We start from the raw sequence: 20385 nt of genomic DNA, 5'->3' as shown, positions 1-20385 counted from the left end.
GAGACACCGGGGTCACAGAGCCAAAATATTGCGGGGATTTCCGCGATTCGCCTTCGCGTGTCTTCGCGACCTTCGCGGTTTGATTCTATAGGCCTTCGCGTCAGACCGTGGCGCGCGCGCCGACACCTCGGTGACTAAAGCTCCATCGACGAATACACGGAGGATCGCTCTTACAACGAAAACGGCCGACACGGCCGTTGCTACAACAAGAAGGTCTGGATGTAGACGCGGCCGTGTCGGCCGCGTCACGTTGGAGGGCTCCGTCTCGCGCCGCGCCGCGGTGCTTTGCCTACTCTACGTAGAAGGGGAAGTTGTGCGTGGAGCCGCCGCCGTGGGGGTCGCGCACGGTGAGGAAGACGCGGTAGGCGCCTGGCTCACTCGGCAACCGGAGCAGGGCGCGGGTGCCGTCGCTCGAGATCACACTGTCGGCGATGGCGGGCGGAGCCTTTTCCGGGTCGCCGCCAAATTTGCGGTCCTTGGTTTCGGCGACGATTTGCCACTCGAAACTCAGTTCGTCCTCGCCGGCGTAGGTGACTTGAGCGGTGACTTCATGTTCGCCGCCGACGGCCACGCGCTTCTCGCGAAAATCGGCGCTGAGGTCGTGAATGACCGGGGCGGGGTGAGGCGGCGGCGAACCGGTCCAAGCCTCGATCATGGCGTCGACCGAGGGCGTGCGTTCACCGCTGGGCAGGAACATGCTGAACCACGTGGCAGTGGTTTCCTGTTTGTGGCCCCAAAGGAAGCAGAAGGTGCCGAGGCATAACTTGCGCGACGCCTGCATGACCGCCTCGTGCGATCCGCGGTAGGTGGCGGCTTTTTCGGCGGGGCTCGGCTCGATCGGGGCTTCCCAATCGGTGCTGGCGATTTCCCAGTGACCTTGCGGACCAAATTCGGTGATCAGGTAGGGCTTGTCCCAACCCTGGGCGGCGAGGGCGTCGTCGACGGTTTCCGCGCCGCCGTAAATGTTGATGCCGAGCAGATCCAGCGAGCTGTAGTGCTCCTGCATGGCGCGGAGCTTGTCGTTGTAGGTTCCGGCCAGCACGGTGCACACGGGATGGTCGGGGTCCTCTTCCTTCACGATGCGGGCGAGCACTTCGAGCTCCTGCCAAATGCGCGGATCGCTGCCGTCTTCCTCCATCTCGTTGCCGAGACCCCACATGAGCACGGCGGGGTGGTCCTTGTAACGGCGCACCATGGCGCGCACGCGTTCGCGCTGCGCGGTGAGCATGGCCTCGTCGCCGTAGTCGTGGCCGTGGCGCGGGTGGTTGATCCAGATGCCCACCAGCACGTTGAGGCCGAGCTTGGCGGCGCGATCGAGCAAGGGCTCGCCGGAGGCATCGGGGCCGAGTTGTTCGGCCCCCCAGGTGCGCAGCGTGTTGCCGCCCGCGGCACGCAGGATTTCGAGGTTACGGTAGCCGCCGGCACCGCGAATGACGTAGGGTTCGCCGTTGCGCAGAAGCTGCCAGCCACCCTGCGGATCGGGTTCCACGGTGACACGGGAGGCGGCGTCGAGAGAGAGGGGCAAGGAGGCCAAGCCGAGGGCACAGCCCAGTCCAAGGGGGTTCATAGGGGGTATGAAAGCCGGGCCGAGTGGGGAGAGGCAAGCGCATATGATGCATAAAATTGCATTAAAGATTGCATTGAGATTCATAGCCATAACCGGCACGGTTGCACAGGCGCGTCGCTCTCGGGCGCGTTCTGTTCCGCTTCTCTACCCCTCAGCACATGGCCAAGATCAACCAACAACTCATCGCCAAGGAGTTGGGCATTTCCCGCGCGACGGTGTCGCGTTGTTTTACCAACCACCCCGGCATCAACCCCAAGACGCGCGCCAAGGTTTTCGCGCTGGCCTCGCGCATGGGCTACACTCACGCCGAGAAACGGGAGCCGGCGGCGCATCAGCGCACGCGTTCGACGCTGGCGTTTGGGGTGTTGGTCTGTGTCGACCTGCCGAATTTTGACCGCACCGGTTACGGCAATCCGGGGCAGGAGTTGCTCAATGGATTGTCCGAAGTGGCCCGGGTGCAGAACGTGCGACTCGATCTGCATTTCGTGCGTCCGGAGGACCTGCACATCGATGGTCCGTCGTATGAGAAGATCATCTCCGAGGGCCGGAAGTTGTGGGATGGCGTGGTGCTGATTTATCCGTTTCCGCAGAGCATCGTCGACGAGCTCAAGTCGACTTTCCCGGTGGTGTCATTGGTGGAGCAATACGGCCGCACACCGCTCGACTGTGTGGATGTCGATCACCATCGCGGCATCGAGCGTTTGGTCGAGCACCTGCACAAGCAGGGGCACGAACGGATCGGCTTTTTCACCTGGCGCTATCCGGTGGAGGCAAGCTGGGCGCTGCGTCGCTACGGTGCGTTTGTGGAAATGATGACCGCCCGCGGGCTGGTGATTGATCCGGCGGACACGATCAACGTGAGTCCGCGCGAGGTATTAGAGCTGCCGCAGGCTCACGCCCGGGTGCGCGAGCGGATCAAGGCGGGCACCACGGCTTGGGTGTGCGCGGCGGATCACCAGGCTTTTGACCTCTTGTTGGACCTGAAGAAACACGGCGTGAAAGTGCCGCAGCAGGTGTCCGTGGTGGGCTTTGACGGCTTGGCGCCGCCCCGCGGCGCGTTGCGTCTCACGACGGTGGAGATCCCTTTCCACCAGATCGGCGTGACGGGTGGCAAACGCCTCCTCGATTTGATCAACAAACGCTTCGATTCCGAGCAGCACATCTTGCTCAACTGCGACCTCCGCAAGGGCGAGACGGTGGCCAAGCCAAAGAAGCCCCGCGCCAAGGCGAAGGGCTGAACGGGCTACTCTGTTTTACAGGAGGAAACAGAGCGAGAGGCTGGGCGCTTCTTTTTACAGAAGGGAACGAAGTCGGCCGCTGCGGCGGAGTAGCTCTGTTCTCCTCCGTTTCCTCCTGTAGAAAACCCGCCTTGGAGGGGCTTCGTTCTCTCCGTTGTCTTTTGTAAAAACAGGTCTGTCAGCCTTGCTGCTCGGCTTGGGCGGTGAGGTCGCGCTCCATCTGCTGCACGTCGACTTCGCGGAGCGGGTAGAACCAGATCGCCACCACGCTGCCGATGGCGAAGAGCGCCGGGATGATGGTGAAGAGCAGGTTCAAGCCCATGAGGCTCTCGGCCGTCTGTTCCGCGTTGGAGACAAAACCCGTGGCGGCGAGCACCATGCCGGGAATGAAGGAACCGATTGCCAGACCCATCTTTTGCGCAAACTGGGCTGAGGAGAAGGTGAGGGCGGTCATGCGCCGACCGAGTTTCCACATGTTGTAGTCGGCGGCTTCGGAGAACATGGCCCAAACGAGGGCCGGCGTCGGGCCGACGATCACGGTGCCGATGATGTTGATGACCAGCATCAGGGTGGCCTGCTCGGGCGGAATGAAAAACAGCGAACCGATGGCGACGGCGTTCCCCAAGGAGAGCCAGATCATGAGGGTCCGCTTTTCGGCGAGCTTGGCCAGCCAAGGCGTCAGCGCCGAGCCAACGATCATGGCCAGCGTGCCGCTCGAGAAGAAGATGGTCGTCATGCTGAAGCCGAACAACCACGGCGAACCGTCGTCCTGCACGACATACTTAAAAAATTGCACCGTCACGGCGCCGCGCACCGCCACGTTGGCCAGAGTCATGATGCCGGCGATCGACATGACTTTCCAGGGGCCGTTTTTGAAGAGCAGTTTGAGCTCGGCTTTCAGGTCGGATTGTTGGCTCGGCGGCGGAGTCACGCGTTCGCGCGTGGTTGCGAAACAGATGACAAAGAGCACCACCGCGATGACCGCAAAGATGCCCATGGTGGTGCGGAAACCAGCGGCTTCATTGCCGCCGCCGAAGTAGGCCACGAGAGGCAGCGTTGCGGTGGCGATGAGAAACTGGCCGCCAAACGCGAAGACGAAGCGGTAGGCCGAGAGGGAGGTGCGCTGCTCCGAGGAGGAAGAGATGACGCCCATCAGCGCGGAGTAGGGGATGTTGATCGCGGTGTAGATCAGCATCATACCGACGTAGGTGACGTAGGCATACCAGGCCTTGCCCGAATCGCTCAGCTCGGGGCCGAGGAACAGCAGGTAACCTAGGATGCCAAAGGGCACCGCCACCCACAGCAGGTAGGGACGGTATTTGCCCCAGCGGGTTTGGGTGCGGTCGGCCATCGCGCCCATGAGTGGGTCGCTGACCGCGTCGAAAATACGCGCCACCAAGGCGAGCGTGCCGACGACGGCCGGGGCCAGACCGAACACGTCGGTGTAGTAGTAGAACAGGAAGACGTTGACGGTGTGGAAGACGAAGTTGGACGCGGTGTCACCGAGACCGTAACCAATCTTTTCACGAACCGAAATGGGGGCGGATGCAGGGGCGGACATGGGGCAAGGGGTGCAGGCACGCTGGTGCCTGGATGCGCCCCCTGCAATTAGAATTGCATAAAATTACACAAAAGCGGTCGGGTTGCGTTTTGGGCGCATCGTGGCGGCCTGCGGAGGGGCAACGGGAGCGGCCGACACGGCCGCTGCTACACCAGGGCAGGAATGTAGCCGCGGGCATGTCGCCCGCGTTCGTCGGAACGGCGCGTTTGGTCGGGATGGCGGAGAGGCAACATAGCGCGAGTAAACTCGCAGCCTACACTGTGGTAACGAACACAAAATGTAGGCCGCGAGCTCGTTCGCGCTAACGCCGGAGTGACGACGGCGGGACGGCACGTTTTGGCGACCTGCGGAGGGGCAATGGGAGCGGCCGACACGGCCGCTGCTACACCAAGGCAGAAATGTAGCCGCGGGCGTGTCGTCCGCGTTCCGGCGGCGGTGCCTTCCTGAAGGGCCTCACCCGGTGTGAGGCCGCCGCTGTATGCCGCTCAATCCAGCCGCAGCGCCTCGATCGGGTTCATCCGGGCGGCGCGCCAGGCGGGTATCAACGTCGCCACTACGGTGGCTACCGCGACCGCGCCAGTCGCGATGAGCACGGGCGCGAGGGTGAGGCCATCCATGTCGTAAACGAGCGACGCCAGCACTTTGGCGAGAGCGAAGATGCCGCCGATGCCGAGCACCACCCCCACCAGCACCCAACGCAGGCCTTGGCCGAAGATAAGGCTGAGGATGTCGCCCTTGAGCGCGCCGATGGCCATGCGCACGCCGATCTCCCGGGTGCGTTGCACGACATGATAAGAAAGGGTGCCGTAGAGGCCGACCGCGACGAGTCCGAGCGCGATGCCCATGAAGAAGTTCACCAAACCGGCGACGACGCGCTGGCCTTCGGTGGAGTCGAGCACGACCTGTTGCAGGGTGCGCGGATCCTCAATGGCGAGCTCGGGATCGTAGGCGGCGATCACCGCCCGGACCTGCGGAATGAGCGCACTGGCGTTTTGCGGGGAACGCAGGTTGAGGTGGACGCGGTTGCCCCAATGACCGGGGGGCGTCGTATACATCTCCGGCTGCATTGGGGCGCCGGCGCCCCATTGTTTCACGTCCTCGACCACTCCGACGACAGTGGCCGTATACCACGGGTCGGCGGGTTGATTGGCGCGGATGACTTGGCCGATGGGGTTTTGGTCGGGCCACGCGCGTTCGACGAAGGTGCGGTTGACGACGATGCCGAGACGGCCGTCCTCCTGCATGTCGTCTTCGTCGCGCAGCAGGCGACCTTGCAGCAGGGTGAGGCCCATGGTGGCGAAGTAGTCGGCGGAGACGGAGGATCGCTCCACCTGGGTGCGGCGTTGGGTGGGATCGTAAACCTCGTCGTTCACCAGCGCGTTGGTATTGCTGCCGCCTTCAAGCGGAAGCTTGGAGGTGAGGCCCACGGCGGTGACGCCGGGCAGGGCGGCGAGGCGTTGCTCAATATCGCGCCAGGCGGCGACGCGTTGTTCGTTCTCCTCGTAGCGTTCGCCGCGCAGCGTGAGTTTGGCGGTCACCACGTTTTCGGTGGCGAGGAGTTGGTTCTCCTCGAGCAACTTCAGGTAGGCGGCGGAGAAGAGCACCGCCCCATTCGCGAGAACGAAAGCCACCGCGATCTGGGCGATGACGAGCGCGCGTAGCATGTGGTGGCGCGACTTGGAGCCGACGGCGCCGCGGGCGTCGGTGCGGATGACGGAGTTGAGCGAGGTGCGCACGGCGGCGAGCGCGGGCGGCACACCGGCGAGGAGCGCGGTCAGTGCAGTGGCTCCGCCGGCAAACAGCAGGACGGTGCCATCGAGACCCATGGCGGCGCTGCGCGCCTCGCTGATCGGTGCGATGCTTTTGAGCACGGCGACGCCACCGTAGGCGAAGAAAAGGCCGAGGACCGCGCCGGCGAGGGCGAGCGCCAGGCTTTCGGTCAGGGCGAGCCGCACCAGGTCGCGGCGGGTGGCTCCGAGGGCCACGCGCACGGCAAACTCGCCTTGGCGGCGGGCGCTGCGCGCGAGCAACATGGATGCAACGTTGGCACAGGCGACGAGCAGCACCATGGCGACGGCGCCAAAGAGCATCCACACATCGTCGCCGATGTCGTGGGTCATCTCGTAGTGCAGTGAGCGGACGAGGAATTTTTTATTGGTGTTGGAGTCCGGGTAGAGTTCGGAAAGACGCGCGCCGATGGTTTTGATTTCGGCGTCGGCGGCGGCGACGGACACGCCGGGTTTGAGGCGGGCGAGACCGCAGAGCCAATGGCTGTCGCGGCTGTCCCGACTTTCTTCGAGATAGGTGATGGGCAGAAACACCTGCACGAGTTCGGTGCGAATCCACGGGCCGGGGAATTCGAACGCCGGCGGCATGATGCCGACGACGGTGACGTCGCCGCCGTTGAGGCGCACCGTGCGACCGATGAGATCTTCAGCGCCGGCGAAAGCGCTTTGCCAAAGAGCGTAGTCGATGACGGCGACGGGCGGCGCGCCTTTGACCTCATCCTCGGGGGTGAGAAGACGTCCGCGGAGGGGTTGAATGCCGAGGGCGGCGAGTGCGCCGTGTGTGGTGTTGATGCCATTCACGACCTGCGCGTTGCGTTCGCCCACGTTGACGGATTCCGGGGAGTAAACGCCGAACGACTCGAAGGAGGTGGAGTCTTCGTAGTGGGTCAGGAAGTCGGCGGGGGAGAGCGGCCAACCGTCGCCGGACCACACCATGACGAGGCGGTCGGATTCGGGGAAGTTGAAGGGGTGCACCACGAGGGCGCGCAGGGCGCTGAACATGGCGGTGGCGGAGCCGATGCCGACAGCGAGGGTGAGGGTGGCAACCAAAGTGAAACCGCGGGCGGACCTGAGGTTGCGCAGGGCGAGGCGAAGATCGTGGAGCATGGCGGGTATGGGAGGAATACCCCCGAGCCTGTATTCTTGTTACAGGGAATCTGCGGAAAACGCCGATCGCCCCTTAACTCTTCCAGCTCCGTAGCTGTGTTGGAGCAAAGCGACAACGTGGCCTCACGCTAGACGGGCACCTCAGTCGATCCCATACCCCGCGACACGCTCCAGCAGCGCGAGTTGCTCAGCCGTGAATGGCACCCCGAAGGCCGACGGCAAAAATGCCACCCACCCGCTGGTCGGCCGATCGGCGCGGAAGTTGCGCACCCACGCGGAAGGTCGGCCATACTCGTCGATGGCGAGTGCCGTGACGCGTTCGTAGCTCGTTGGATCGAGGTAGGCGAAGGTGGTTTTGGTAGAGGCGGGCAGCCCCCAATTGCGGCCGGTCTGCGTGGCGGTGGCGGCGTAGTTGCCGCTGTCTTCGAAGCCGAGCACCTTCACGCCCAGGAAGCGCTCGGCGATGGAAAGGTCGTAGGCCTTGAAGCTGCCATCGGCGTTGAAGGTGACCTTGTTGGGCACGCCCCAAGGCATGACAACTTTGCCCCCGGCCTCGAGGTAGGCCCGCAAGGGACCGTCGGCCGGTTCTGTGCCCATGGCTTCGTCAGGAATAAGTGGATACGCCAACACGAGCACGCTGCGCGCGGTGGGATCGGTGTGCGTGTCCAACCACCCGACGAGGGCGGCGGTGTCGGAGAGGTGGGGGTAGCCGCGCTCGGTCAGGTAGGGCGCCAGTTGGGCGTCGATGATGAAGCCCTGCAGGTTGCCCGGAATGTTTTCCGGCAGGTAGACCGCCTTGGCGGCGGGCCCGGAGGTCGGAGCCAGTGCCAGTAGGCGACCATCGTCGGTGCCGATGTAAGTCACGTCGCCGGATTGAATCGGAGATCCGTAGATCTCGCTGCCGACCGTGTAGGTGCCGCGGGGGGCACCGGTCTTGGCGTCGAAGTGATACAGGGTGCCGTCGGCACAACCCCAAATCACCACGCCATCCATCACGGACGCAGTCGTATAGGTGTGCGCGCCCACGGTCTGGTCCCACACCAGCTCGCCCGTGTGCAGATCGAGCGCGCTCACCCTCTTGTTGGTCGACCAGCCGACATAAACGAGACCATCGTGCACGGTGGTCGACATAGCCCAGGTGGAGTCGTAGCTGAAGGTCCACGCGACCTCGTGGGTCGCGACGTCAATGGCGTATACGTTTGAGTCCCGCGAACCGTTGATGAGAAAGCCATCGGCGAGGGTAGGGCGGGTGAAAATGTCGCTGCGAATGAAGCCTTGGCTGAGGTCGAAGCCCACGCCCTCAGTCGCGACGCGCCAAAGCTCAGAACCATCGGTCGTCGACAGCGCATACACGTGATCGTCACCACTCGGCTGATACACCACGCCATCCGCGACGAGCGGCGACGCACGCAGGCTATCGTCGGTTTGAAAGCGCCAATGTTCAGAGCCATCGGCGAGATCGAGAGCGTAAAGCGCCCCATCGCCGGACGGCACCAGCACTTGGTCGCCATTCACCACGGGAGCGGCCGTAAAGTAGTTCCAGCTCCGGGTGGTCGGCAGGTCCGGGCGAAGGTCGAACGACCAACGCACCACCCCATCGGCGCGACTCAGGGCGTAGACCTGTTCGCCACGTCCAACGACCACCACCACATCGTCCGTCACGGCTGGGGCTCCCGCGATCGCGCCGCCCGTATCGACCTTCCACTGCAGCGACCCATCGTCAGCGGCGACGGCATAGAGGCGACCATCGGCACTCCCGAAATAGACCGAGTTGTCGAAAACGACCGCTTCCCCTCGCACCGGACCATCAGTCTGGAAGGCCCACTGGATGTAGAGACCAGGCTCCGCGCAAAGCGGACCGATGATGGTAAGTAAAACGAGCAGGCAGGCGGGGTAGGGGCGGCTGGACACGCTGATTTAAACCCGCCGGGCGCGTAAGCCCTTCCCCGGGGCGCACTCTGTAACGAAGCGCAGCGGTTTTGGCGGCGCCGAGATTGGCAGGTCGGACCTGTGATCAGGCGCGCGCAAAGGCGAGGAGGTCGGCGTTGAGTTGGTCCTTGCTGGTGTCGCCGAGGGCGTGGGAGCCGCCCGGGTAGACCTTGAGCGTGGCGCCGTCATCTGCGAGCGAGGTGAGTGGATTCTGCACGATTGTGACGCGGAAACTGCGCGCCGTGAGTCCGTCGTGGACGCCGCGCCAGTCGGAGCCGTCGACGAACGCGCCGTGGACGAGCACCACGTTGCGCACGGCAGGGCCGGTGTAGCGGAGGTGGCGGCGGTGAAGGTTTGCGCCGGGAGGGAGGCACAGGAGGAGGTGCAGGCGATGGCGAGGGTGCCGACTGCGGTGGGGATACGATGAGGAAGTTTCAAGACCCGGTGGATTCAGGGGGCCGGTGATGAGTGAGTTGCGTGGAGGTGGCGCGATTCGGCGGACCGGGGCGGAGGCGGGAAGCTTTCCGGTGTATTCAAACAGTGGGCACAGTGCCGCCATCGATGACGTAGTCGGCGCCGTGAATGGAGGCGGCGCGGGGGGAGGCGAGGAATGCGACGAGTTCCGCGATTTCCAACGGCCAGGCCGGTCGACCGAGAGGAATGCCGCCCAGCGACTGCAGGATGCCTTGGCGCGCGGTTTCCTCGTCGGTGCCGCCGCTGGCGGCCAGGCGTTTGACGAGGGCTTGCGACGCCTCGGTGTAAATCCACCCCGGCGAGACGGAGGTGACGCGCACCCCGCGAGGTCCGACCTCCTTCGAGAGGGCTTTGCTATAGGTTGAGAGCGCGGCCTTGGCGGCGGCGTAGGCCGTGGTTGATTCCGGCAAGGGCAGGCGATGCTGGATTGACGAGACGTGGATCACGACGCCGGAACGCCGCTGCACCATCGCCGGCACAACGGCCCGGTCGATGCGCACGGCCGCCAGCAGGTTGAGGTTCAGCTCCTGCATCCAGCGCTCTTCGTCGATCGCGGCGAAGCCACCGCCGGAGGCATCGGATCCGCCCAGGTTATGGACCACGATGTCTGGTGGGCCCAACGCATCGAGCAGCGCCGTGACCGTTTTGGTGACACCGGCCGCCGAGGACAAATCTCCGGCAATGAAGAGGCCGGGAAGATCGGTCCCGGTGGGCGCCCGCCGGGCGGTGGTGGCGACGGAAGCGCCGCCGGCGGCGAATCGGCGCATCATGGCTTCGCCCGCGCCCTTGGTGCCGCCGCTGACGAAGACACGTTGGCCGGCAAATTCGTGGGTTGGGATCGTGAGATCGGGTTGGGTGGTTTTCATGAGATGTCGAGTTGCGCGATTTTGCCGTCCTGCAGCCGGAGCTCGTAGTCGAGCGCCACCGGACTGCCGGGAAAGTCACCGCTCACGGTGCCCTCGATGCGGACGAAGTCGTTCGCGGTTCGCACGCGGGTCACGGTGACCTGCGGGCGGTGCGCTCGGCTGGTGTCGCATACCCAGCGCTCGATCGCAGCGGGACCGACGTATCTTTGTTGTTCGTCGTGAACGACGGCGTCGGGTGTGAAGCAGGCTGCGGCAGCCGGCGGGTCGAACCGATTGGCGGCCTCAAAATAGCGGGCCACCACGGAGGGGAGTTGATGGGTTGGGTTGGTATTCATCGCTCGGAAGTTGCTGTAGAATATCGAATTACCGAGGAGGCGTCCAATGCCGTGTTTTTGGGCTAGCTAATACTTTTAGTATGACTAGCGGGTGAGGGGTGGAACTTCGCCATCTCCGCTATTTTGTCATCGTGGCGGCGCACGGATCCTTCAACCGGGCGGCGCGCATCCTCCACCTCACCCAACCCGCGTTGAGTCGACAGGTGAAGGATTTGGAGGAGGAGTTGGGCGTGCCGTTGTTTGACCGCGGGAAGAACGCGGTGAAGCTCACCGAAGCCGGCGCGCGGTTTTATGACGAGGCGCGCGAGGTGCTTGCTCGGGCCGAGCTGGCGGTGCAACGGGCGCGGGGGGAATCGGGTGAAGACGTGTTGCGCGTAGCCTACGCACCTTCGGCCACCGCCGGGATCCTGCCGCGGGTGATGCAGCGTTTCCAAACCGAGCACCCGAAGGTGCGGATCGAGTTGTCCGACGTGTCACCGCCCGAGATGATCCGGATGGCGATCGATGGACGGCTCGATCTCATTGTCGCGTTGGAGCCATCGGTAACGGCGACGGTGGGGTTTCAATGGACCGAACTGCGGCACATCACGCACGTGCTGGTGATGGGGGCGGATCACCCGCTGGCGAAATTGAAACGCATCGCGCCGGCGCGGTTGCGCGATCTTGCGCTGGTGGGATTGGGGCCGCCGGACTTCCCGGACTACGTGGCTCACGTGCAGCGGCTGCTGAAGCCGTTCGGTTTCGGACCGAGCTTCGTCGCGCTGGAGCCGGACGGGGTGTCGACGCTCTTTGCCAGCCTGGAAGCTTATCAAGCGGCCGCCATCCTGGCCGACAGTGTCGCCGAATTCATGCCGCGTTCGCTGGTATGCCGGCCGTTTTCCCCGAAGTTCGCTCCGATGGTGGCGAAGATCGGAGTGTCTGCCACGCGCCCGAATCCCCACGCCGAAACGTTCGCAACCCTGTTGCGAGAGGAAGTGCAGCAAGTTTCTCGGAAGCCCCGGCAGTGATCGAAGCCGGCGCGGCGTGCGTATGGCTCTATATCAAAAGTTGGTGGGCCCGCAGGGATTCGAACCCTGAACCAAGGGATTATGAGCTGGCATGCAGGGTGTCCACAACCAGGCACCTATGTCCACAAATCGCACCGCTATGTCCACAACTAGCTCTTTGAAAAAGAGCAAGTTACGTCGAAATTCTGGCGTCATGATTCAGCCATTCGAAAATTCATGTCATCACGTTGAGGACACAAAAAGTGTCCAAGAAGTGTCCAGTGGGTCCCGAGGGAAGACCCACTCAGACTCCTGGCTCAAGAAGGTCTATCGACCCAAATACCGGACCGAAGGCCGACTGCAGGAAACGGCGAACTACTCGGTCAAAATTCAGTTTTCCCGACGTCGGGAGACCTTCCCACTGAATACGGCCAATCGTGCTGCGGCTGCCCGAAAGGCCAAACGGATCTGGGCCTCTCTCGTGGCCAACGGTTGGGAGGAAACGCTCAAGGAGTTCAAGCTTCAGGCGATCTACGTTGCCCCTACCTTCGAGACCGTCGGGGACTACCTCGACTTCCTGGAAGCGAATCACTTCTACACTCCGGAAGCTCTTTTTCGCAACGTCACCAAGTTCTTCACCGCGCTGCGGTCGATCGTAGCGGATGAGGGGAAGCCCAAGCGCATGAAGAAGCGTCGCTCAAAACTGAAGCAGGCCAATCAAGCTCTGCGTGCGGTGAAGTTGAGTGATCTCTCTCCCCAGCGGGTTGAGTCATGGAAGGGGAGGTATCTTGCTGAGCGCAGCGGCACACCGATCGAAGAGCTTCGTGCCAAGCATACCCTCGACTCCTACATCCGGGCATCGAAGGCGATGTTTGGCGTGAAGATCCGCAAGCGTCTGGCCAACGTCGGGATCACGTTGCCCGAGCCGGTGCCCTTCGCGAACACGAGTTTTGTTTCACGGGGCCGCAGTGCATTTCGCTATCGCTCCCGCATCGATCCAGCCTTGCTGACGAAGCAGGCGGTCGAGGAGTTTCAGGACGAGAAGCCGGAGCTGCTGAAGATTTTCCTGTTGGCACTGCACCTTGGCCTACGGCGCAACGAAATCGATAAGCTCATGTGGTCCCAGTTCGATTTTCCTCGCCGCATTCTGCACATCGAAACGACTCAATACGCCCAACTCAAATCGGAGGGATCTGAGGACGATCTCACGCTGGAACCAGAACTCGCGCAGTATTTTGAGAGCGAGTTTAAGCGGGCTGGCGGAATCTTTGTGATCTCTTGCGGCAGGATGCCTAAGCGGACCGGCGGTTGGGACGCCTACCGAGCCCAGCCGTTCCTGACGGAGCTCTGTGATTGGCTCAGGTCAAAGGGCGTGGATGCCCAGAAGCCGATCCACACGCTCCGAAAGGAATTCGGAAAACTCATCACGGAGAAGCTGGGTCTGTTCGCAGCCAGTCTGGCCTTGCGCCACAGCAGCCCAACCGTCACCGCGACTTACTATGCCGATGATCGACGTGAAAAGACTACGGGGTTGGGTAAGCTGCTTCGACTCGGTTAGCGTCGCGAATCCAGCAAGCATTGGAGCCCTATGAGGAAATCGCGGGGTATTTGGGCTAGGGGCTGTTTTCAAATTAGCCTAAAAGTATTCATTAATAGGATACATTTTGCTTGATCGAAGGGCCAGGTGACGACAGCATGACGCTGTGAATCAACGTATTAGGTTCGCCCTGTCGGATTCCGACTGGAGCGAACTAAAAAAATTAAAGCCCGGCGAAGCCATTTGACCGGACCCAGGCGGCGTGGCCGCAAATGTATCAACGAACGGCGTCGGATTGAGGCGATTCTGTGGATATTGAGAACCGGAGCACCTTGGCGCGACCTTCCAAGTCTCTTTGGACCGTGGCAAAGCGCTTACGCCTGTTCCCGTCGATGGTCAAAATGCGGACTATGGTCGGCTGTGCTCGAGGCCCTCAACCGGAGCTTGCGCGACGATGAGTATCTGATGATCGACAGGTCCAGCGCGCGTGTGCACCAACATGCCGCAGGACCTGCCGGTGGCCAGATTGCCCAAGCCATGGGGCGCTCAAAAGCCAGTCTCTCGACAAAGATCCACATGGCCTGTGATGCCTTGGGCTACCCCTTGGGCTTCATCCTCACCGGCGCCAACGTTTCGGACTTCGACCAGTGTAAACCCCTCATCAGACAGCACCTTGCTGCGCAATCGCACGCCATCATGGACAAGGGCTACGACAGCAACGCCATCCGCGAGTGTGTGAATCAACATGGCGGCGTCGCCGTCATAGCCTTGCATCCGGGTAGATCGCAGAAACCGGACTTTGACCAGCATCTATATCGTGAACGTCACCGGATCGAAAACCTCTTCCAACGTCTCAAGCACTTCCGCCGCATCGCTACTCGCTACGAAAAGCTTCACGCCACATTCGCTGCCATGATCTCCCTCGCCTGCATCTTAATTTGGATCAAACTTTAACCTCTTCCATTTTGCAAACAGCCCCTAGTGCGGCGACGATCCATCGCGTTTCCGTCGGTGGCTTGCGGACCCACACCCGGATTTCGCATTCGTGGAGGGGAAGCACCCTTCTTCGCCATACCTGTTATCAGGGGATCAAGTCACCTAGCGAGGATCAGACGCGGGAGAACCGTTTCCTATCTCCGCGGCGGATATGGGCCAGATTAACCAAGCAAACCCTTCGCGAGAAGGGATCTGGGCTTGTGTCCTGCTAGCCTGTGTCGAGTCACCGGGTTGTCCCGGTGCGAAATCGCTGATTCAATTATGGTAGTGGAAACCAATCTCCCCATCGTCGTCATTGAAGATCATGCCATCATTCGTGGTTTGGTAAAACGGGTCGCAGAGGACGCCTTCGGTGCGCCTGATGTTCATGATGCGCGGGAGGGCGAAGCTGGGGTCGATTTGTGCCAGCAGGTGCAGCCGGCGCTGGTGCTGCTGGATTTGGAACTGCCTGATGTCGAAGGCTTCGAGCTGATCGACCGGATCCGCGAAGTGGCGCCGCGGGCCCGCATCCTCGTGCTGTCTTCCCATACCGAGTCCTATGTTTTGCACCGCCTGCAGGCGTCTCAGGTCGACGGGTTTGTGGACAAAAACGAACACTCTCCGGAAATGCTGGAAGAGGCGCTGCGCCGGGTGGCGGACGGGAAACGCTATTTCAGTCCGTCGGTCGAAGCCGCTTTTGCGCGTTTTCGCACCGACCCGCATGCCTTTGCCAAATTGTTGTCCGACCGCGAGCAGGAGATGCTCCGGCTCTTCGGGCAAGGTTGGTCCGATGCGACGATCGCGGAGCAGGTGGGGCTGCGCGAGGTCACGGTGCGCAACCACCGTCGCAACATCATGTCGCGCCTCGGTATCCACAGCACCCCTACGTTGATCCGCTACGCGTTGGAGCACGGGTTCTCCCGGGTGCGGCCGGACTCCTAAGTCTTCGGGGTGTTGGCGGAAGACGTGACCGTCGTGCGGGCGAGGTAACGCTCAATCATCCGGCGCAGGTGTTCGCCGTGGGTTTCGACGTCCCGCAACAGGGGCTTAAGCTCCTCGCTTTGTTGACGCACCGCGCACTCCTGAAGTTTTCGTGCGGTGTCTTTGAGCGCGGCAAACTGCACCACGGCGGCATGGGCCCGCAACCGATGCGCGCGGGCGCTGATGTTGGCGGTGTTGCCAGTCGCAGCGCTGCTGCGCAGACCGTCCAGTTCGGAGTCGAGTTGGGCGAGGTAATCCTGCGCGGCTGAACGGGCCTGGACCTCATCGCCGCGTCCCAAGTATTCGAATACACGAAAGTCCGCCGGTCCGGAGCTCGCAGGTGTTGGCGTCGTCATCTGTCGACCGCGCTCGTGCAGTGACCGCAAGGTGTGAAGCAGCAGGGTTTCGTCGAGCGGTTTGACCAGGAAGCCGTCCATCCCGGCGTTGAGACAGCGCTCGCGGATCTCTTCGGCGTCGTGAGCGGTCACGGCGAGGATGGCAACTTGCTGACCGCTTGGGGTGGCGCGGATCAATGGGGCGAGTTCGTCCCCTTTTGCGCCGGGGACATCCCAGTCGACGAGGGCGAGGGAATAGCCTCCGGCTTCGATGGCGGTGTGAGCCTCGTCGGAGTTCGACGCCATGGTGACGTTGTAGCCGATCCGTTCCAGAATGCTGCGGGCGACGAGTTGGTTGTATTCCTGATCTTCGATCACGAGGGCTCGCCGTTTTTGGGAGGGTGGGCCCGGATTCTCGACCAAGTCCTGCGTGGAGGCGGCTTCGGCCAGTTGCTCGATGGCCTCCCGGGCGGCGTGGGTGAGAGTGAGCTGGAGGTAAAAGGTGGTGCCCTGGCCGGGTTCACTTTCGACGCCCACGCCGCCGCCCATCAAGGAGGCCAGGGCCTGGCAGGTGGCGAGGCCGAGTCCGGCGCCGGTTTCTCGATGCAAATCGGCCCCGCTGCCGCGGACAAATTTTTTGAAGATCAACTCCTGCTCGGCGGCGGGGATGCCCGGGCCGTGATCCGTCACCTGCAGACTGACCGCGCTGTGGTTCGGGCTCATCGGGTCGATCTGTGCGTTGATTTCGATGAGAGTGCCGGGCGCGTATTTGAGCGCGTTGGCGACAAAGTTTGAAATGACGGTGCGAATCTTCTCCGGGTCGCCGAGGAAGGCGGGCGAGTCGTCGTCGGCCGCGACCGCGATGCGATTGCCGCGCTGGGTGGCTTCGGCCGAAAAGACCTGCGCGATTTCGCGTAGAAGCGGCGCGAGACGAAAGGGCTGGTCGCGCACCGTCACCCGACCTTCCTCGAGGCGAGCGAAGCCGAGGACCTCGTCGAACACCCGGCGCAGGCTGCGGGCACAGGCGGAGAGCGAGCGGGCGAGCTCGCGTTCGCGAGGGGCGAGCGGGGCATCGCTGAGCAGACCGACGAGGCCCGTAATGCCGTTGAGGGGATTGCGGATCTCGTGGCTGATGCTGGCGAGAAACTCCATCTTGGCGGAGTTGGCCATAGCCAGTTCGCGGGTGCGTTCCTCCACGATCAGGTTCAGTTGCTCGTTCTTCCGCTGCAGGTTGCGCAGACGCCAGCGCAGCCCGAGAGCAAACAGGGCGAGCGCAATGAACACGTAACCGATGCGGGCCGGCCACCGCCCATACCATGGGGCTTGTTTGGTGAAGGGGTAGGTGATGGTGGGGCCGATCCGGCCCGCCCGATCGATGGTGCGAACTCGAAACTCATAGTCGCCGGCGGCCAGACCGGTGAACTCGCGGCTGTAGGAGGTCGGTCCCTGCCATTCGGTTTCGAGGCCGCCCAGCTGGGTTTGAAACAGGCCGTCGCGGACATCGGAGCCGGTGGAGAAGGTAAAGCGCAGCGACTGGGCCTCGTCTGGAATCGGGGTGTCGCTTGGGGTGAGGGGGAAATGGATTTCCTCGGTGGGAATGCGCTCGTTGTTGGCCGGGGTGGTTTCGGACGGCTCGATGTCGGATTCGGGCACGGGCACGTTGGCCAGCACGCTGGTGAAGCGAGGGATGCCTGGAGGTGGACGAGGGCGCAGGCTGTCGGGGCCGAGTCGGATGAGATTACTGGTGGATCCAAACCAGAGCGCGGCTCCATCGCGCGAGGGCAGCAGTGCCTGCGTGCTGGCGGAGGAGTAGAGGCGATCGCCGGTGAGCACTTCGATCTGCCAGCCGTTGCGGGCGTTGTGGCTGGCTTCGGCGAGAAAGGTGTAGCGGGACGTCGGACTGTGGCGGCGCCCCATCAGCCAATAGGCTTTGCCATTGCTTTGTCTGGGACTGATCGAGCTGACCGACAGGCCATGGAAGGCGGGAATGGGTCTGAAGGCGTCGCCGTCGAGCGCGAGAATGGCTTCGTCGGTGAACACGGCGATTTCTTCGCCGACCGCGCCGGGGGAAGCGCGGGTGGTGCCGGTCGGGAGCCCTGCCCCGGGCCGATATTCGGCGACCACGGTGAAGCCGGCGGCGGTGGGTTGCATCTGCCACAAAGTCCCCAAGGTGGTGGAAATCCAGAGGTTTCCATCGGGGCCTTCAATCATCTCCGCGGGGATTTCGCCGAGCTCGATGGTGTGTGCGGTGGCTCCGGTGGGGGCGTAGGATTCGATGCGGGTGCCGTTGGAGTGAAAGATGAGCCCCGGGTGATGTTGTGATGCCAGTGAAACCAGGACGTCGCCGGCGGTCTCTTTGGCGATTTGCCAGGACCCGGCGACGAGTCGCCAAAGCCCGCCGACGCCGCCGGCGTAGAGTTCATCGCCATGGGCGCTCAGGGTCCAGGTGGGGCCGGGCGTGGCGGGGAGGGGCAGGAGTCGGGCGCGTCCGTCGGATCCGATGCCGGGCTGTAGGCGATATACGCCACGGGACGATGCCGCGAACAGTTCGGCGCCGACGTAGGTGAGGCTACGGATGGTGTTGCTGCGTTTCTCGTCGAGAGGCCAAAGGGTGGAGATCTCGCGGGGTGAAACGATCTCGGTCCAACCGAGGGCGGTGCCGGCCCACAGCGTGTCGGTGTGATCGAGCCAGAGGGACAGCACCTGATTGTCGCCGAGGGTGGGGTCGCCTTCGATGCGATTGAGCACGTGGCCCTCGGGATCCACCACCAGCACGCCCTTTTGCTGACTGGAGATGGCGATAGTGGAGTCGTTGAGGCGGACGGCGGCGGTGGGTCTCGCGCCGCGCAGTTCGGCGGAGAGCTCGGGCAGGAGGTGCCACGCGGCGTCGCGATGCACAAACACGGCATCGGCAGTGCCCAACATCCAGCCGTCGCGCCACTTGCCATCGGGGCGGGACAAACCGTCGGTCTCGGGCGGCGCGAGCATCCAAACCGGAGCGCCGGGCAACTGGGATTGCGGAGAGATCAGGCGCGGACCACTGCGCGCGAAGGCAATGATGCCCATCTCAGGGCGATGGACCCAGAGGGTGTCGAGCTGTGGTCGCAGCGCGTTGAGCGGCGCATCGTCGGCGAGGGTCCACGATTGAAACCGGGACCCGTTCCACCAGTGCGCGCCTTGTTCCGTGATGAACAGGGCGCCAGAGGAATGGGCTTCGGCGGCGATGACTTGGCCGAGGCGGTTGCCCTCGCTGGCGGCGTTGAACTCGGCGGTCAGCGACGTGTAGACAAATTCGCCCGTTTCATCGGCTTCGATGTAACCCAACTCGTCCCAGCCGCCGATCCATACGCGGCCATTCTGGTCGGCGGTGACAGCGCGAAAGTTGCGGCCGGGAATGCCTTCGATGGGGGCGTAACGATAGGTGCCTCGCACGACGTAGATCCGGTCGGCGCCGACAAAAAACTCTCCGGTAGGCACCTGCGCGACGGCCCAGGCCGCGCCTTGTCCGCCATAGTTGGAGATGGAGATGCGGCGACTAAGCAGTTGGCCCTCCTGGGGATGATCCCAACCGAGGACGCCGGACGCAGTGACGGCGAGCAGACCGGTGCACGCGAGCGCGACTCGAAGGTGATGGAGTGTCCGCCGTCTCCGCCAACATTGCCACCGGACTCGCGGGCGAAGCGTGGTGAACGCAGCGAGAATGTGGCGAGCGGGAGTTGAAGAAACGGCGATCAAGCGGAGTGCAGGTCGGAGCATCCCGGATGCCGTTGGCAACGAGAAGCGGCCCCGCTGGGTAAATTTCACCAAACGCCTACGGGGCTTGGTGGGGGGGAGGGGGCATCTGGGGGAGCGGGGCGCATCACAGCTACCACCGGGGCGAACCCTTCAACGCGGGTAATTGCCCGTGTAGCTGGGGACGGTCTCCGCAGGCGGACCGGTTTTTGCTTGGTCGGCGGCCGGGCGGCCCTCACGCATGGTCGCATCGCCGCAATGAAGTTCTGTTTCGCCAGCCTCCTGTTTGCCGGTGCCGTTCTCAATTGGAATGGCTGTGCGCTGGTGTCCGGTCCCGCGGTGGTGGCACCGGCGCTGATTGAGCACCCGGAAGCGGATCTGGCGGAGAATCTGCGACCGTTGGCAGGCCAATCGGAACTTATATTTACACTGGTCGGTTTGGTGAGTGCGCGCGGTGACCTGCTTGATGCCGTGGTGCTTTCCTCCGACCGGCCGGCTGCGAATGAGGAGGTGTTGGAGCACCTGCGGGCGTGCCGCTTTGAACCGGGGCGGGTGCGCGGTTGGCGGTCCACGATGCAGGTGGGCATCGAGTTGCATGTGGCGGCCGAAGATTCCTGGGCGACCACCACGCCGGTCGAGCAGTGGTTGTTCGCCGTCACCGATTCCGGGGGGGAGGCGCCGGCGGCCGCGCGCATTTTTCGGGCGGAGGAGCTCGATTCACCGCCGCGTTTGCTGATCGATGTGCCGCCGGATTTTTCCCAAGTGACCAACCTGCGCAGTGGTGAAGTCCTTTTGCAGTTTTTGGTTGATGAAGACGGTGGAGTGAGAGTGCCCGTCGCGTTGGAAGCCGACCGCGAGGTCATGGCGCAAGCGGCGCTGGCGGCGGTGCGCCAATGGCGGTTCTCCCGACCCCGGCGAGACGGCGAAGCGGTGGTGGCCTTGGTGCGACAACGCTTTGAATTCAGGCGTTGAGCA

At 63.2% G+C, this 20385-nt stretch carries 13 protein-coding genes and 1 pseudogene; 6 read left to right on the top strand and 8 right to left on the bottom strand.

Annotation, left to right across the window (positions count from 1 at the left end):
• Positions 1–289: 289 nt before the first annotated feature.
• Positions 290–1567, bottom strand: a complete 1278-nt coding sequence (locus K1X11_RS13325) for a glycoside hydrolase family 2 TIM barrel-domain containing protein (protein ID WP_221032606.1) — start codon at positions 1565–1567, stop codon at positions 290–292.
• A 158-nt stretch (positions 1568–1725) separates the two neighbouring features.
• Here K1X11_RS13325 and K1X11_RS13320 point away from each other — a divergent pair, with 158 nt between their 5' ends.
• Positions 1726–2805 (top strand): LacI family DNA-binding transcriptional regulator, encoded by a 1080-nt coding sequence (locus K1X11_RS13320; RefSeq protein ID WP_221032605.1) that lies wholly within the window; start codon positions 1726–1728, stop codon positions 2803–2805.
• A 178-nt stretch (positions 2806–2983) separates the two neighbouring features.
• Here K1X11_RS13320 and K1X11_RS13315 read toward each other — a convergent pair whose 3' ends face one another.
• The 6 genes and pseudogenes from K1X11_RS13315 to K1X11_RS13290 all read right to left on the bottom strand — a co-directional run bounded on the left by K1X11_RS13315 (position 2984) and on the right by K1X11_RS13290 (position 10864).
• Positions 2984–4366, bottom strand: a complete 1383-nt coding sequence (locus K1X11_RS13315; RefSeq protein WP_221032604.1) for an MFS transporter — start codon at positions 4364–4366, stop codon at positions 2984–2986.
• A gap of 485 nt (positions 4367–4851) precedes the next feature.
• The gene (locus K1X11_RS13310) at positions 4852–7260 is read right to left on the bottom strand and encodes an ABC transporter permease (protein WP_221032603.1); all 2409 of its coding nucleotides are present in this window, start codon (positions 7258–7260) and stop codon (positions 4852–4854) included.
• A gap of 141 nt (positions 7261–7401) precedes the next feature.
• Entirely contained in the window at positions 7402–9171 is a 1770-nt protein-coding gene (locus tag K1X11_RS13305; protein ID WP_221032602.1) for an outer membrane protein assembly factor BamB family protein, read from the bottom strand.
• A 187-nt stretch (positions 9172–9358) separates the two neighbouring features.
• A pseudogene (locus K1X11_RS23430) lies at positions 9359–9565 on the bottom strand (hypothetical protein); the annotation flags it as partial.
• A gap of 157 nt (positions 9566–9722) precedes the next feature.
• Positions 9723–10529, bottom strand: coding sequence for an SDR family oxidoreductase (locus tag K1X11_RS13295; protein ID WP_221032600.1), 807 nt, complete (start codon positions 10527–10529; stop codon positions 9723–9725).
• Positions 10526–10864, bottom strand: a complete 339-nt coding sequence (locus tag K1X11_RS13290; RefSeq protein WP_221032599.1) for a nuclear transport factor 2 family protein — start codon at positions 10862–10864, stop codon at positions 10526–10528. The genes K1X11_RS13295 and K1X11_RS13290 overlap by 4 nt, the downstream gene beginning before the upstream one ends.
• Positions 10865–10962: 98 nt before the next feature.
• On the opposite strand from K1X11_RS13290, the gene K1X11_RS13285 reads away from it, so the two are divergent.
• From K1X11_RS13285 to K1X11_RS13270, 4 genes are all read left to right on the top strand, one after another.
• Positions 10963–11871, top strand: a complete 909-nt coding sequence (locus K1X11_RS13285; protein WP_221032598.1) for a LysR family transcriptional regulator — start codon at positions 10963–10965, stop codon at positions 11869–11871.
• 193 nt (positions 11872–12064) lie between these two features.
• Entirely contained in the window at positions 12065–13408 is a 1344-nt protein-coding gene (locus K1X11_RS13280) for a site-specific integrase (protein ID WP_221032597.1), read from the top strand.
• Between the two features lie 222 nt (positions 13409–13630).
• On the top strand, positions 13631–14341 hold the full coding sequence (locus K1X11_RS13275; protein ID WP_221032596.1) for an IS5 family transposase: 711 nt from the start codon (positions 13631–13633) through the stop codon (positions 14339–14341).
• A gap of 309 nt (positions 14342–14650) precedes the next feature.
• Positions 14651–15304 carry a response regulator gene (locus tag K1X11_RS13270; protein ID WP_221032595.1) on the top strand — a complete coding sequence of 218 codons (654 nt, stop codon included), beginning with the start codon at positions 14651–14653 and terminating at the stop codon, positions 15302–15304.
• Here the strand turns inward: K1X11_RS13270 and K1X11_RS13265 are convergent.
• Positions 15301–19413 carry an ATP-binding protein gene (locus K1X11_RS13265; protein WP_324725978.1) on the bottom strand — a complete coding sequence of 1371 codons (4113 nt, stop codon included), beginning with the start codon at positions 19411–19413 and terminating at the stop codon, positions 15301–15303. The two genes, K1X11_RS13270 and K1X11_RS13265, sit on opposite strands and share 4 nt — an antisense overlap.
• 255 nt (positions 19414–19668) lie before the next feature.
• On the opposite strand from K1X11_RS13265, the gene K1X11_RS13260 reads away from it, so the two are divergent.
• Positions 19669–20382, top strand: coding sequence for an energy transducer TonB (locus K1X11_RS13260; RefSeq protein WP_221032593.1), 714 nt, complete (start codon positions 19669–19671; stop codon positions 20380–20382).
• Positions 20383–20385 lie beyond the last annotated feature (3 nt).

It is taken from the genome of Actomonas aquatica, assembly GCF_019679435.2.
GTDB classification, from domain to species: Bacteria; Verrucomicrobiota; Verrucomicrobiia; order Opitutales; family Opitutaceae; genus Actomonas; species Actomonas aquatica.
This window is presented reverse-complemented; position numbering and strand designations above follow the sequence as displayed.